Below are 12,433 nucleotides of genomic sequence, written 5' to 3'. Positions count from 1 at the left end.
CGAGCGGCGTTATGCGAACTGGCGCAGGAAACGCAGGTCGTTCTCGAAGAACAGCCGGAGATCCTGCACGCCGTAGCGCAGCATCGTCAGGCGCTCGAGGCCGCTGCCGAACGCGAAACCGATGTAGCGCTCGGGATCGAGGCCCATGTTGCGGATCACGGTCGGATGCACCTGCCCCGAGCCGGAGATCTCGAGCCACTTGCCGGCGTTCTTGCCGTGCTCGAACATCATGTCGATCTCGGCCGACGGTTCCGTGAACGGGAAATACGACGGGCGGAAGCGCACGAGGATGTCGTCGCGCTCGAAGAATTTTTTCAGGAAGTCGGTATAGACGCCCTTGAGATCGGCGAAGCTGATGTTTTCGTCGATCCACAACCCCTCGACCTGATTGAACATCGGCGAGTGCGTCGCATCGCTGTCGACGCGATACGTGCGGCCCGGCGCGATCACCTTGATCGGCGGACGGTTCATGCGCGCATAACGCACCTGCATCGGGCTCGTGTGCGTGCGCAGCAGCAGCTGGCGGCCGTCGGCATCCTTGCCTTCGACGTAGAAGGTGTCCTGCATCGAACGCGCCGGATGGTTCTCCGGGCTGTTCAGCGACGTGAAGTTGTACCAGTCGGTCTCGATTTCGGGGCCATCGGCCACATCGAAACCGATCGAGCCGAAAATCCGTTCGACACGCTCCCACGTGCGCATCACCGGGTGCAGGCTGCCGGCGCCGGCGCCACGGCCCGGCAACGTCACGTCGATCGCTTCGGCGGTGAGGCGCTGATTCAGCAGCGCGTCGGCCAGTGCCTGGCGACGGGCGGTGAGCGCGGCTTCGACCTGCTGCTTCGCGACGTTGATGCGTGCGCCTTCGGTCTTGCGTGCTTCGGGATCGAGCTTGCCGAGGCCCTTGAGCAACTCGGTCAGCGCACCCGATTTACCGAGAAATCGGGCTTTCTCGTTTTCGAGCGTGGTGATGTCGGCAGCCTGTTCGAAGGACTGCTGCGCGTCGGCGACAATCTGGTCCAGATCCATAGATCCCATCATTTCCAACGTCATTCGGTCTTGGCGAGCGAAACCGCCCACCAAACAAAAAAGGGGCTCGGAAGAGCCCCGTTTTCGCTGCAGCGGCCGAGACTACCGGAACCTCGCTGCAACTAACCACGCAGTGCTAATTTCGCAATTAGGCTGCAACGGCGGCTTTCACCTGCTTGACGATCGCAGCAAAAGCAGCCTTGTCGAACACCGCCATGTCGGCCAGCACCTTACGGTCGAGTTCGATCGACGCCTTCTTCAGGCCGTTGATGAACACGCTGTAGGTCATGTCGTGCTGGCGAACTGCCGCATTGATACGCGTGATCCACAGTGCACGGAACACACGCTTCTTGTTGCGGCGATCGCGGTACGCGTACTGACCAGCGCGCATCACCGCCTGCTTGGCGATGCGGTAGACGTTATTGCGGCGGCCGCGATAACCCTTGGCCAGATTGATGATCTTCTTGTGGCGGGCCCGTGCGGTTACCCCACGTTTGACTCGAGGCATGTTTCTCTCCTTGGAGTATCAGTTGAGGGGTTACGCGAACGGGAGCATCGCGCGGACGGAGTTCAGATCGGAATCGTGAACTGCCGTTGCGCCGCGCAGATGGCGCTTGTTCTTCGTGGTTTTCTTGGTCAGGATGTGGCGCTTGAAGGCTTGACCGCGCTTGACGGTACCGCCCGGACGCACCACGAAGCGCTTTGCAGCGCTCTTCTTGGTCTTCATCTTAGGCATGACGAACAACTCCAGTTTATTAGATGGCGATGGGTGTGCGGTTGGCTTGCGCCCTTGACCCGCCCTTCGAAACCCAGTCCACTTGTGTACGGCGACCCGCTTGCGCAGCCGCCGTCATTGTTGGCGCGCCGCCCGGACCGGGCAGCGCGCCGAACCACTGTCGAACCTGCGCGCGATGCGCGCGGGCCCGTTACTTCTTTTTCTTCGGCGAGAGCACCATGATCATCTGGCGCCCTTCCATCTTCGGCATCTGCTCGACCTGGCCGACTTCCTCGAGATCCGTGCGCAGACGCTCGAGCATCCGCATACCGATTTCCTGGTGAGCCATTTCGCGGCCGCGGAAACGCAACGTGATCTTCGTCTTGTCGCCCTCTTCGAGGAAGCGCACGAGATTGCGGAGCTTGACGTTGTAATCCCCGTCATCGGTACCCGGGCGGAACTTGACTTCCTTCACCTGGATGACCTTCTGCTTCAGCTTCGCTTCGTGCTGCTTCTTCGATTCCTGGTACTTGAACTTGCCGTAATCCATCAGACGGCAAACCGGCGGCACCGCTTGCGGCGCGATTTCCACCAGGTCAACATCCAGTTCTTCCGATTTACGGAAAGCGTCAGCGAGTTTTACGATACCGAGCGGTTCGTTCTCGATCCCGACCAGGCGCACTTCCGGCGCAGTGATTTCACCGTTGATGCGGTGCGACGACTTATCAGTAGCGATGTTACGTTTCCTCTAAAAATTAAAAAAACGAGCCGCGCTGCCAGGGCGGTTACTTGAACGAGCGCAGGTCTTCCTGCAGACGCTCAACGAAGGCTTCGACCGGCATTACGCCAAGATCGACGCCGCCACGGGCACGCACGGCTACCGTTTGCGCATCACGCTCCTTATCGCCCACGACGAGGAGATAAGGCACCTTTTCCAGCGTGTGCTCGCGTATTTTATAGCTAATCTTCTCGTTGCGCAAATCGGCCGCCACTCTAACCCCTTGTTTTTGCAACGATTGGGCCAGGGACTGCGCATATTCGGCCTGACTTTCGGCGATATTGAGCACGATTGCCTGGTACGGCGCGAGCCAGACCGGCATTGCACCAGCATGGTGCTCGATCAAAATGCCGAGGAACCGCTCCATCGACCCGACGATCGCGCGATGCAGCATCACCGGCCGGCGGCGGCTGTTGTCTTCCGCCACGTACTCGGCGCCGAGGCGCTCCGGCAGCACCATGTCGAGCTGCAGCGTGCCGCATTGCCATGAGCGGCCGAGCGCGTCCTTGATGTGGTACTCGATCTTCGGGCCATAGAACGCGCCCTCGCCCGGCAGCTCTTCCCACGTGAGGCCGCAGGCCGTCAGCGCATCGCGCAGACCCTGCTCGGCGCGATCCCACGTTTCGTCGGTGCCCGCACGCTGTTCGGGGCGCAGCGACAGCTTGATGTCGATGTGCTCGAACCCGAAATCCTTGTACACGCTCATCGCCAGCGTGTTGAACGCGATCGACTCGGCGATGAACTGCTCTTCCGTACAGAAGATGTGCGCATCGTCCTGCACGAAGCCGCGCACGCGCATCAGGCCGTGCAGCGCGCCCGATGCCTCGTTGCGGTGGCACGAGCCGAATTCCGCGTAACGCAGCGGCAGGTCGCGGTACGAGCGCAGGCCGTGCTTGAACACCTGGACGTGGCCCGGGCAGTTCATCGGCTTGATCGCGTAGTCGCGCTTCTCCGACTCCGTCGTGAACATGTTCTCGCGATAGTTCTGCCAGTGGCCCGACGCCTCCCACAGCGAACGGTCCATGATCATCGGCGTCTTGATCTCGAGATAGCCGGCTTCGTTGACGCGGCGGCGCATGTACTGCTCGACCTGCTGCCACAGCGCCCAGCCCTTCGGATGCCAGAACACCATGCCCGGCGACTCTTCCTGCATGTGGAACAGGTCGAGCTGCTTGCCCAGCTTGCGATGGTCGCGCTTTTCCGCCTCCTCGAGCATGTGCAGGTACTGATCCTGGTCTTCCTTCTTCGTCCAGGCCGTGCCGTAGATGCGCTGCAGCTGCTCGTTCTTCGAATCGCCGCGCCAGTACGCGCCCGCGACCTTCATCAACTTGAAGACCTTCAGCTTGCCGGTGGACGGCACGTGCGGGCCGCGGCACAGATCGGTGAAGCCGCCGTGCGAATACAGCTTGATTTCGTCGCTTTGCGGGATCGACTCGATGATCTCGGCCTTGTACTTCTCGCCGATGCTGCGGAAGTAACCGGCCGCCTCGTCGCGCGACACGACACGGCGCGTGACCGGCTCGTCCTTCTTCGCGAGTTCCTGCATGCGCTTTTCGATCTTTTCCAGATCTTCCGGCGTAAACGGGCGGTTGTACGAGAAGTCGTAATAGAAACCGTTGTCGATCACCGGGCCGATCGTCACCTGCGCGTCCGGATACAGTTCCTTCACCGCGTACGCGAGCAAGTGAGCGGTCGAGTGGCGGATGATGTCGAGGCCGTCGGCATCCTTGTCCGTGACGATCGCGAGCGACGCGTCGCGATCGATCACCGTCGACGTATCGACGAGCTCGCCATCGAGCTTGCCGCCCAGCGCAGCCTTCGCCAAGCCGGGACCGATGGAGGCCGCAACCTCGGCAACTGTCACCGGATGCTCGTATTGTCGAACTGAGCCGTCAGGCAAGCGTATCGAAACCATAGCAATCTCCGTGATGCCGACAGTGGGCGGCAGACCAGGTACGCGAGTCGAACTCACGCGGGAAAATTCGCGACAAAAAAAATGCGGCCCCGCTTTCGAGGGGCCGCATTCGATACTTCACTCAACTGAAAGGGCGAAAACGTTCCTCGACTAGCGTCGCTCCGAAGTGGTTTCGGTCAACGTTCGCGGTGTCATAACCGTATTCGCCTTGTTCGCGTTGAGTTGTGTACTGCATCGAACACCCGGAAGCCGGGCATTCTCAATTCGTTGGTAGGCTCGATTGGACTCGAACCAACGACCCCCACCATGTCAAGGTGGTGCTCTAACCAGCTGAGCTACGAGCCTAGAGAAGCTAAGATTATATGGAGTTGCTACCGGCTTGGCAAGTGTTTTATGCGGTTGCAGCAAAATAACGCTGTTCCAACCCCATCACGATTTTCGCCCTGCCCGTACGACGCCCTGCACCTCGCCGAGCAGCGTGCACGCGCGCTGCACCTGCGCCGAATTCGATACCTCGACCGTGAACTGCATGAATGCCGCATTGCGGCGGCTCTGCGTCTTCACGCCCACGACGTTGATCTTTTCCCGCGCGAACACTTCGGAGATATCGCGCAGCAATCCTTGCCGGTCGCTCGCCTCGATCATCAGGTCGACCGGATAGACGGACGCGCCGCGCCCGCCCAGCACGTCGGCCGACCAGGTCGTCTGCAGCACGCGCTCCGGCGCGCGCTCGACCATCCGGCGAAACGTCGGGCAGTCGGTGCGATGAATCGACATCCCCTTGCCGCGCGTGACGAACCCGCTGATCGGATCGGGCGGCGCCGGACGGCAGCAACGCGCCAGTTGCGTCAGCAGCGCGTCGACGCCCACCACCAGCACGCCGGTCGACGCGCCATGCGCGACGCTCGCGCCGCTGCTGCGCTTCTCGAAATCGGCCGGCGCCTCGGGCGCCGGTTCCGGCGGCGGCGCATCGGACAGCGCGTGCTCGACGTTGCGCAGGCTGAATTCTTCCTTGCCGACGACCGAGAACAGCTCCTCGGGCGACTTGAAGCCGAGCTTCGCGGCGAGATGGTCCAGATTGACCGACGTCTTGCCCTCGCGCTGCAGCGTCTTTTCGACGAGCGCGCGGCCGTGCGCGACGTTTTCTTCCTGCTCGATCGAGTTGAACCACGCACGCACCTTCTGCCGCGCGCGCGAGCTCTTCAGGTAACCGAGCTGCAGGTTCAGCCAGTCGCGCGACGGCCCGCCTTCCTTCACCGCGACGATCTCGACCGTCTGGCCGTTCGCGAGCGACGTGTTCAGCGGCACCATCACACCGTCGACGCGTGCGCCGCGGCAGCGATGGCCGAGTTCGCTGTGCAGGTGATACGCGAAATCGACCGGCGTCGCGCCCTGCGGCAGCGCGATCACGCGCGCCTGCGGCGTCAGCACGTAGATGTGGTCGTCGTCGAGCGACGTTTCGCGCAATTGCGCCCACGCCTGGTCGCCCGACACTTCGGCGCCGTCCTCGACGTCGTCCTTCCACGCGAGCAACTGACGCAGCCACGCGATCTTCTCGTCGTACTTGTCGCTCGCCGAGAACTGGCCGCCATAGCCGCGCGCGCCGGCCTCCTTGTAGCGCCAGTGTGCCGCGACGCCATACTCGGCGAAACGATGCATCTCCTGCGTGCGGATCTGCACTTCGAACGCACGGCCGTCGTCGCCGATCACGACCGTATGCAGCGACTTGTAGCCGTTCGGCTTCGGCCGCGAGATGTAGTCGTCGAACTCCTTCGGCACCGGCTGCCACAGGTGATGCACGATGCCGAGCACCGCGTAGCAATCCTTGATGTCCGGGACGATCACGCGAAACGCGCGCACGTCGTACAGCTCGGAGAAATCGAGCTCCTTGCCGCGCATCTTGCGCCAGATGCTGTAGATATGCTTCGGCCGGCCGCTGACGTCGGCCTGGATGTTCGCCTCCGCGAGCTCGTGCTGCAGCCGCGCGATCGCCTGCGTGACGTACGCCTCGCGCTCGATGCGCTTCTCGTCGAGCAGCTTCGCGATCCGCTTGTAGGTGACGGGATCCTCGAAGCGGAACGCGAGATCCTCAAGCTCCCACTTCAGTTGCCAGATACCGAGACGATTCGCGAGCGGCGCATAGATCTCGAGCGTCTCGCGCGCAACGTCCGGCGGCGGGTCGATCTTCGCGGCCGCGTAGTAGCGCAGCGACTGCAACCGCGACGCGAGCCGGATCAGCACCACGCGGATGTCCTGCGCGAATGCGAGCAGCATCTTGCGCAGCGCCTCGATCTGCGTACGCCGCTCCTGCGCCGCGTCGCGCCCGGCGTCGGGCTTCGCGTTCTGCGCGACGCGCAGGCTGACGGTGCCGAGCCGCAACAGCTTGCGCACGTCGAACACGAGCCGCGCGACTTCGTCGCCGAAACGCTCGGTCAGCTCGCGCTCGGGGTCGCTCAGGTGCGGCGTCAGCACGAACAGCGCGGCAGCCTGCATCGCGGACGGATCGACGTTCAGCGTGCGCATGATCGCCGCCGTGCCCGCCGAGTGATCGGCGAGCAGCTCGCCGGACGACAGGTGCGCATCGCCGGCCCGCTCGCGCACGAACGCGAGCACGTCGTCGAACGACGGCGCCGCGACGGAGGATGCGGAAACGGATTCGGTCATTGCACGGCCTGCCGGAATACGGTCATCGTCGGATAACGCTCAGCTCCGTTGCGCGGCGACGACGACGATCTCGACGAGCAGCGCCGGATCCGCGAGCTTCGCCTCGACGGTGGCGCGCGGCGGCGTGTTGCCCTGCGCGACCCATGCGTCCCACTCCGCATTCATGCCTTCGAAGTTCGCGAGATCCGAGATGTAGATCTGCACCGACAGCAGATGCGCCTTGTCGCTGTTCGCTTCGGCGAGCAGGCGGTCGATGTGGCCGAGCACTTCGCGCGTCTGGCCGCGGATGTCCTGCGTGGTGTCTTCGGCGATCTGGCCGGCCAGATACACGGTGCCGTTGTGGATCGCGGTTTCGGAGAGACGGGGCCCGACGTGGTGACGAATGACTGCCATGAAATGTTCCGGTCGTGATGAGTGAGGAATCGGGCGGCACGGACCGCGTGCCGCCGAACCGCATATTATGACGCGTTTAGGCGTCGCCTTCGACGAAAAACCGCCGCGCGAGCGCAATCTGGTCGGCGCTGACGAACGCCGGCGCGTGGCCCGCCCCCGGGATCTCGACCTGCGTCACATGCCGGCCGCGACGGACCATTTCGGCCGCCGTCTCGCGCGACAGCAAGTCGGACGTCTCGCCGCGCACGACGAGCAGCGTCGCATCCGTCGTCTCGATCGCGCGCCACAGCGCGGCCTCGCCGAGCGCGGCCAGCTCCGGCGTCGTCGCCTTGAACGGCTCGGCGATGCGCGGATCGTAGCGCATCGTCCAGTCGCCTTCGGGCAGTTGGTGCAGCAGCGGCCCGTTGATCTCGCGCCACTCGTCGGCGCTCAGCGCACCGAACGGCAGCGACAGCGACGTCAGATAGTCGATCCCCTCCTGCTCGGTCGCAAAGCGCGGCTGCACGCCGAGGTACTCGCCGATGCGCGTCAGCGAATCGGGCTCGATGCGCGGGCCGACGTCGTTGACGATCATCCGCCGCAGCGGCGAACCGGGCAGCCCGGCGAGCGCCATGCCGATCAGGCCGCCCATCGACGTGCCGAACCAATCGACCGACTCCACGTCGAGCCGCGCGATCAACGTCACCATGTCGGCCACGTACTGCGGAATCGCATAGAGCCGCGGATCGGCCAGCCGGTCCGACCGGCCACGCCCGGCGACATCGGGGCAGACGACGCGATACGTATCGGACAGCGCGGCGGCCAAGCGGTCGAAATCGCGCCCCGAGCGCGTCAGGCCGTGCACGCAGACCAGCACGCGCGGATTCGCGGGATCGCCCCATTCCGTATAGGCAACGTGGTGAAGACCGGCGGCGCTCGCACACTGCACGCGTCGCTGACGGGGAACCGGGGAATTCGCTGAAGTCGTTGGCATCGTTGGCATCCTGTCGAACGAGGGGCGGACGCGCGGGGCAACACTTGCGACGCCCGATGCAAACGATTGTAAACCGCTTCCGCCGGACGGGTCGGCCCATCGGGGACCCAACAGGCTGGCCGTCGACGCGCAATGACAAACGCCCCGCATGCCGTCGTCCGGCATGCGGGGCGTCGGACGCGTGCCCGTGCGGTGAACTTATGCCACGGCGCTGACGTCGAGCGGCGCGCCCGTCTTCGCCTGGATCTCTTCCGCGCTCACGCCGTCGGCGAGTTCGAGCACCTTCAGCCCGTCCGGCGTCACTTCGATCACGCCGAGGTCGGTGATGATCAGATCGACCACGCCGACACCCGTCAGCGGCAGGTTGCATTCGTCGAGAATCTTGTGCTGGTCGCCCTTCGCGACGTGCTCCATCAGCACGACGACGCGCTTCACGCCCGCGACGAGGTCCATCGCGCCGCCCATCCCCTTGATCATCTTGCCCGGGATCATCCAGTTCGCGAGGTCGCCCTTCTTGCTGACCTGCATCGCGCCGAGGATCGCGAGATTGATGTGGCCGCCGCGGATCATCGCGAACGAATCGGCCGACGAGAAGATCGACGAACCCGGCAGCGTCGTGACGGTCTGCTTGCCGGCGTTGATGAGATCGGCGTCGACTTCGTCTTCGGTCGGCGACGGCCCGATGCCGAGCAGGCCGTTCTCCGACTGCAGCCAGACCTCGACGCCTGCCGGCACGTGGTTCGCGACGAGCGTCGGCAGGCCGATGCCGAGGTTCACGTAGAAGCCGTCCTGCAGTTCCTTCGCCGCGCGTGCGGCCATCTGGTCACGATTCCAGGCCATGTCAGTCTCCTTTCGCGCGTACGACGCGTTGTTCGATGCGTTTTTCAGGCGTCGCGTTCAGCACGATGCGCTGCACGAAGATCCCCGGCGTATGAACCTGGTCCGGATCGAGCATGCCGTTCTCGACGATCTCCTCGACCTCCGCCACGGTGATCTTGCCGGCCATCGCGCACATCGGGTTGAAATTGCGCGCGGTGCGGCGGTAGATGAGGTTGCCCGACTTGTCGGCCTTCCACGCCTTGACGAGCGCGACGTCGGCCGTCAGCGACGGCTCGAGCACGTAGTGGCGATCGCCGAACTGGCGCGTTTCCTTGCCTTCCGCGATCACGGTGCCGTAGCCGGTATTCGTGAAGAACGCGGGGATGCCCGCGCCGCCCGCGCGCAGCTTTTCGGCGAGCGTGCCCTGCGGCGTGAATTCGAGCTCGAGTTCGCCGGCCAGGTATTGGCGCTCGAACTCCTTGTTCTCGCCGACGTACGACGAGATCATCTTCTTGATCTGGCGCGTTTCCAGCAGCAGCCCGAGGCCGAAACCGTCGACGCCCGCGTTGTTGCTGATGCAGGTGATGCCCTTGACCGCCGAATCGCGCAACGCCGCGATCAGCGCCTCGGGAATCCCGCACAGGCCGAAGCCGCCCACCGCGAAGGTCTGTCCGTCGCGGACGATCCCCTCCAGCGCGGCAGCCGCGCTTGGATAGACTTTGTTCATCAGTTGTCCCTTCCTCTATGGAAACCAGCAAAACCGGTTCACGCGCCACGTGGCGCAAGCCCGCCGCACCATTCTATGCATGCGCGGCAATGCCTGCGTCGAGGCGCGCTGTTTTTATGTCGCGACATACCGCCGCGAGATGCCTGAAAGGGTACGATGTGACGCCGATGCGGCACAATACGCAAAAATACATAAGCATTTGCCTCCGCTTGCCCGCGCCATGCCCGATCTCGATTACCAGACCGCCTTCCACCTCGCGCCGCTCGGCCTCGTGCTGTCGCGCGATCGCGTGATCGAGGACTGCAACGACGCGCTCGCGTCGATCTTCCGCTGCGCGCGGGCCGACCTGATCGGGAAGTCGTACGCGGTGCTCTACCCGTCGACGGACGAATTCCAGCGAATCGGCGAGCGCATCGCACGCGTGATGGTCGCGAACGGCGTCTACTCGGATGACAGAATCATGAAACGCGCGGACGGCGAGCTGTTCTGGTGCCATGTGACGGGACGCGCACTCGACCGCACCGCGCCGCTCGCGGCCGGCGTCTGGACCTTCGAGGACTTGAGCGCGACGCGCCGCGTCGCGGTCGAGCTGACCCCGCGCGAGCGCGAGATCGCCGCCCAGCTCGCGACCGGCAAGACCAGCAAGCAGATCGGGCGCGTGCTGGACATCAGCTCGCGCACGGTCGACATCTACCGCGCGCGGCTGATGCGCAAATACGGGACGAACAATACGCCGGAGCTGCTGCAGCGCCTGCTCGGGCAGTGAACGCGCATTGCGTGACGGCGCTCCGATGACGATCGGCCGCACATGGCGGCCGATCGGGGGGAAACATCGAAAAACGCGCACGGCACGCCACCGGCGATCCGGTGCCGGCGCGCCGGCAGCCGCGCTCAGCCGACTTTCGTCGCGAGCGCCTGCTCGATCGTGTCGCGCAGCAGTTGCGGCAGCGGCACCGACTTGCCGAGCGCGTAGTCGACCCACACGCAGCGCGCGTTGCCGCGTGCATAGACATGCCGCGGATCGTCCGCGCGCGTGAGCTCGAAACCGGTGTCGAAACTGCTTCGCCCGGGTTTCGCGGCCGACATCTTCGCGATCACGTCGCCCGGATAGTGCAGTTGCTTGAGGAATTCCATCGACGCGGTGACGATGACGGGCCCCTGCCCCTCGCCGTTGCCGCCGGCGATGCCGAGCGCCTCGAACCACGAAATCCGCGCCTGCTCCATGTAGCGGAAATAGACCGTGTTGTTCACATGGCCGAACGCGTCCATGTCGCCCCAGCGGATCGGCATCGACATCTCAAAAACGGGTGAGTAATCGCTTGTTGCGCTCATTGCAGTCTTCTTTGTTGCGGAATGTCATCCGCTCACGCGAGGCCGAAACCGTCGTCGGCGGAGATGATCGAGCCATTGATGAACTGCGACTCGTCGGCCGCGAGCAGCAACAACAGCCCATCGAGATCCTGCGGCTTGCCGACGCGCCGGCGCGGCAGCATCGACTGCAGCTTCTGGCCCTGCTCGGTTTCCCACAGGTAATGATTGATTTCGGTATCGATATAGCCCGGACAGATCGCGTTCACGTTGATCCCGTGGCGGCCCCACTCCAGCGCCATCGCGCGCGTCATCTGCACGACCGCGGCCTTGCTCATCGCGTACAGCCCGATCTGCGGGAACACGCGCAGCCCGGCCACCGACGCGATGTTGATGATCCGGCACGGCGGCTTGCCGTTGCCGCCGCCGTTCGCGCGCATGATCATCCGCTTCGCGACTTCCTGCGCGACGAAAAATGCGCCGCGCGTGTTCGTATCGAACACGAACTCGAAATCCGCCGGCGTCACGTCGACGAGCTTCTGCATCGTCGACACGCCGGAATTGTTCACGAGGATGTCGATCGTGCCGGCTTCCGTCTCCGCATGCGCGACGGCCGCCTTGATGCTCTGCACGTCGGTCACGTCGAGTGACACGACGTGCGCGGCACCGCCCGCCGCCTCGATCTCCGCGCGCAGTTCCTTCAGGCGTTCGACGCGGCGGCTCGCGAGCACGACCTTCGCGCCGGCCTGCGACAGCACCTGCGCAAAACGCTGCCCCAGGCCGCTCGACGCGCCCGTGACCAGCGCAACCTTGCCTTCCAGATTGATCGATCGACCCATTTGCCCATCCCCTTTCGATGTCGTTTCTCCAGCCCGGGCGGCACAGCCCGGGCGGCATTACCCTATCACAAAAAATAGAACGATCGTGCTAATCTACCTGCATGTTGTTGCGGCAAGCGTTTCGTTTCGCAGACAATACGCTCCCGAATAAAAGCATTCTAACGGTTAGAGGAACGCCAATGACCCCCGCAAGCCTCATCGAGCAATACGGCCCGCGCGAATCGATGGAATACGACGTCGTGATCGTCGGCGGCGGCCCCGCCGGGCTGTCGGCGGCGA

General features: G+C 64.0%; 13 protein-coding genes and 1 tRNA gene. 1 reads left to right on the top strand and 13 read right to left on the bottom strand.

The genetic code is table 11. The features are described 5' to 3' along the window. Positions 1 to 9: 9 nt before the first annotated feature. The 11 genes from pheS to WT53_RS14995 form a co-directional block, all read right to left on the bottom strand. Positions 10 to 1,023, bottom strand: coding sequence for a phenylalanine--tRNA ligase subunit alpha (gene pheS, locus WT53_RS15045; RefSeq protein WP_034207102.1), 1,014 nt, complete (start codon positions 1,021 to 1,023; stop codon positions 10 to 12). 148 nt (positions 1,024 to 1,171) lie between these two features. Then, positions 1,172 to 1,531 (bottom strand): 50S ribosomal protein L20, encoded by a 360-nt coding sequence (gene rplT / locus WT53_RS15040; RefSeq protein WP_004192938.1) that lies wholly within the window; start codon positions 1,529 to 1,531, stop codon positions 1,172 to 1,174. Between the two features lie 30 nt (positions 1,532 to 1,561). Further along, a complete protein-coding gene (gene rpmI / locus WT53_RS15035) occupies positions 1,562 to 1,759 on the bottom strand; it encodes a 50S ribosomal protein L35 (protein WP_004191477.1) in 198 nt (65 codons plus the stop codon). A gap of 190 nt (positions 1,760 to 1,949) precedes the next feature. After that, positions 1,950 to 2,474, bottom strand: coding sequence for a translation initiation factor IF-3 (infC, locus tag WT53_RS15030; RefSeq protein WP_071734130.1), 525 nt, complete (start codon positions 2,472 to 2,474; stop codon positions 1,950 to 1,952). Between the two features lie 49 nt (positions 2,475 to 2,523). Beyond that, positions 2,524 to 4,431 carry a threonine--tRNA ligase gene (gene thrS, locus WT53_RS15025; RefSeq protein ID WP_034207101.1) on the bottom strand — a complete coding sequence of 636 codons (1,908 nt, stop codon included), beginning with the start codon at positions 4,429 to 4,431 and terminating at the stop codon, positions 2,524 to 2,526. Between the two features lie 268 nt (positions 4,432 to 4,699). After that, a tRNA-Val gene (locus tag WT53_RS15020) sits at positions 4,700 to 4,776 on the bottom strand. Between the two features lie 84 nt (positions 4,777 to 4,860). Further along, positions 4,861 to 7,095 carry a bifunctional (p)ppGpp synthetase/guanosine-3',5'-bis(diphosphate) 3'-pyrophosphohydrolase gene (locus tag WT53_RS15015; protein WP_034207100.1) on the bottom strand — a complete coding sequence of 745 codons (2,235 nt, stop codon included), beginning with the start codon at positions 7,093 to 7,095 and terminating at the stop codon, positions 4,861 to 4,863. Between the two features lie 39 nt (positions 7,096 to 7,134). Continuing rightward, positions 7,135 to 7,488: a RidA family protein gene (locus WT53_RS15010; RefSeq protein WP_059785422.1), complete on the bottom strand. Its 354-nt coding sequence runs from the start codon at positions 7,486 to 7,488 to the stop codon at positions 7,135 to 7,137. A gap of 76 nt (positions 7,489 to 7,564) precedes the next feature. Further along, the gene (locus WT53_RS15005) at positions 7,565 to 8,461 is read right to left on the bottom strand and encodes an alpha/beta fold hydrolase (RefSeq protein WP_034207099.1); all 897 of its coding nucleotides are present in this window, start codon (positions 8,459 to 8,461) and stop codon (positions 7,565 to 7,567) included. A 198-nt stretch (positions 8,462 to 8,659) separates the two neighbouring features. Further along, a complete protein-coding gene (locus WT53_RS15000; RefSeq protein WP_059785420.1) occupies positions 8,660 to 9,301 on the bottom strand; it encodes a CoA transferase subunit B in 642 nt (213 codons plus the stop codon). Position 9,302: 1 nt separating this feature from the next. Further along, positions 9,303 to 10,007, bottom strand: coding sequence for a CoA transferase subunit A (locus WT53_RS14995; RefSeq protein ID WP_059785415.1), 705 nt, complete (start codon positions 10,005 to 10,007; stop codon positions 9,303 to 9,305). 220 nt (positions 10,008 to 10,227) lie between these two features. On the opposite strand from WT53_RS14995, the gene WT53_RS14990 reads away from it, so the two are divergent. Continuing rightward, on the top strand, positions 10,228 to 10,773 hold the full coding sequence (locus WT53_RS14990; protein ID WP_012328362.1) for a LuxR C-terminal-related transcriptional regulator: 546 nt from the start codon (positions 10,228 to 10,230) through the stop codon (positions 10,771 to 10,773). A gap of 125 nt (positions 10,774 to 10,898) precedes the next feature. Here the strand turns inward: WT53_RS14990 and WT53_RS14985 are convergent, their stop codons facing one another. Both WT53_RS14985 and WT53_RS14980 read right to left on the bottom strand, forming a co-directional pair. Continuing rightward, positions 10,899 to 11,339, bottom strand: a complete 441-nt coding sequence (locus WT53_RS14985) for a thioesterase family protein (protein WP_034207097.1) — start codon at positions 11,337 to 11,339, stop codon at positions 10,899 to 10,901. Positions 11,340 to 11,371: 32 nt separating this feature from the next. After that, positions 11,372 to 12,154, bottom strand: coding sequence for an SDR family oxidoreductase (locus WT53_RS14980; RefSeq protein ID WP_011545236.1), 783 nt, complete (start codon positions 12,152 to 12,154; stop codon positions 11,372 to 11,374). Positions 12,155 to 12,433: the final 279 nt, after the last annotated feature.

The organism is Burkholderia sp. MSMB2157WGS (assembly GCF_001532755.1).
Taxonomy (GTDB): Bacteria; Pseudomonadota; Gammaproteobacteria; order Burkholderiales; family Burkholderiaceae; genus Burkholderia.
This window is presented reverse-complemented; position numbering and strand designations above follow the sequence as displayed.

What these genes read in the sequence shown, in the direction of transcription:
- pheS (WP_034207102.1), bottom strand. Translation starts at nt 1,023, where the DNA reads ATGGATCTGGACCAGATTGTCGCCGACGCGCAGCAGTCCTTCGAACAG.
- rplT (WP_004192938.1), bottom strand. Translation starts at nt 1,531, where the DNA reads ATGCCTCGAGTCAAACGTGGGGTAACCGCACGGGCCCGCCACAAGAAG.
- rpmI (WP_004191477.1), bottom strand. Translation starts at nt 1,759, where the DNA reads ATGCCTAAGATGAAGACCAAGAAGAGCGCTGCAAAGCGCTTCGTGGTG.
- thrS (WP_034207101.1), bottom strand. Translation starts at nt 4,431, where the DNA reads ATGGTTTCGATACGCTTGCCTGACGGCTCAGTTCGACAATACGAGCAT.
- WT53_RS15015 (WP_034207100.1), bottom strand. Translation starts at nt 7,095, where the DNA reads ATGACCGAATCCGTTTCCGCATCCTCCGTCGCGGCGCCGTCGTTCGAC.
- WT53_RS15010 (WP_059785422.1), bottom strand. Translation starts at nt 7,488, where the DNA reads ATGGCAGTCATTCGTCACCACGTCGGGCCCCGTCTCTCCGAAACCGCG.
- WT53_RS15005 (WP_034207099.1), bottom strand. Translation starts at nt 8,461, where the DNA reads ATGCCAACGACTTCAGCGAATTCCCCGGTTCCCCGTCAGCGACGCGTG.
- WT53_RS15000 (WP_059785420.1), bottom strand. Translation starts at nt 9,301, where the DNA reads ATGGCCTGGAATCGTGACCAGATGGCCGCACGCGCGGCGAAGGAACTG.
- WT53_RS14995 (WP_059785415.1), bottom strand. Translation starts at nt 10,007, where the DNA reads ATGAACAAAGTCTATCCAAGCGCGGCTGCCGCGCTGGAGGGGATCGTC.
- WT53_RS14990 (WP_012328362.1), top strand. Translation starts at nt 10,228, where the DNA reads ATGCCCGATCTCGATTACCAGACCGCCTTCCACCTCGCGCCGCTCGGC.
- WT53_RS14985 (WP_034207097.1), bottom strand. Translation starts at nt 11,339, where the DNA reads ATGAGCGCAACAAGCGATTACTCACCCGTTTTTGAGATGTCGATGCCG.
- WT53_RS14980 (WP_011545236.1), bottom strand. Translation starts at nt 12,154, where the DNA reads ATGGGTCGATCGATCAATCTGGAAGGCAAGGTTGCGCTGGTCACGGGC.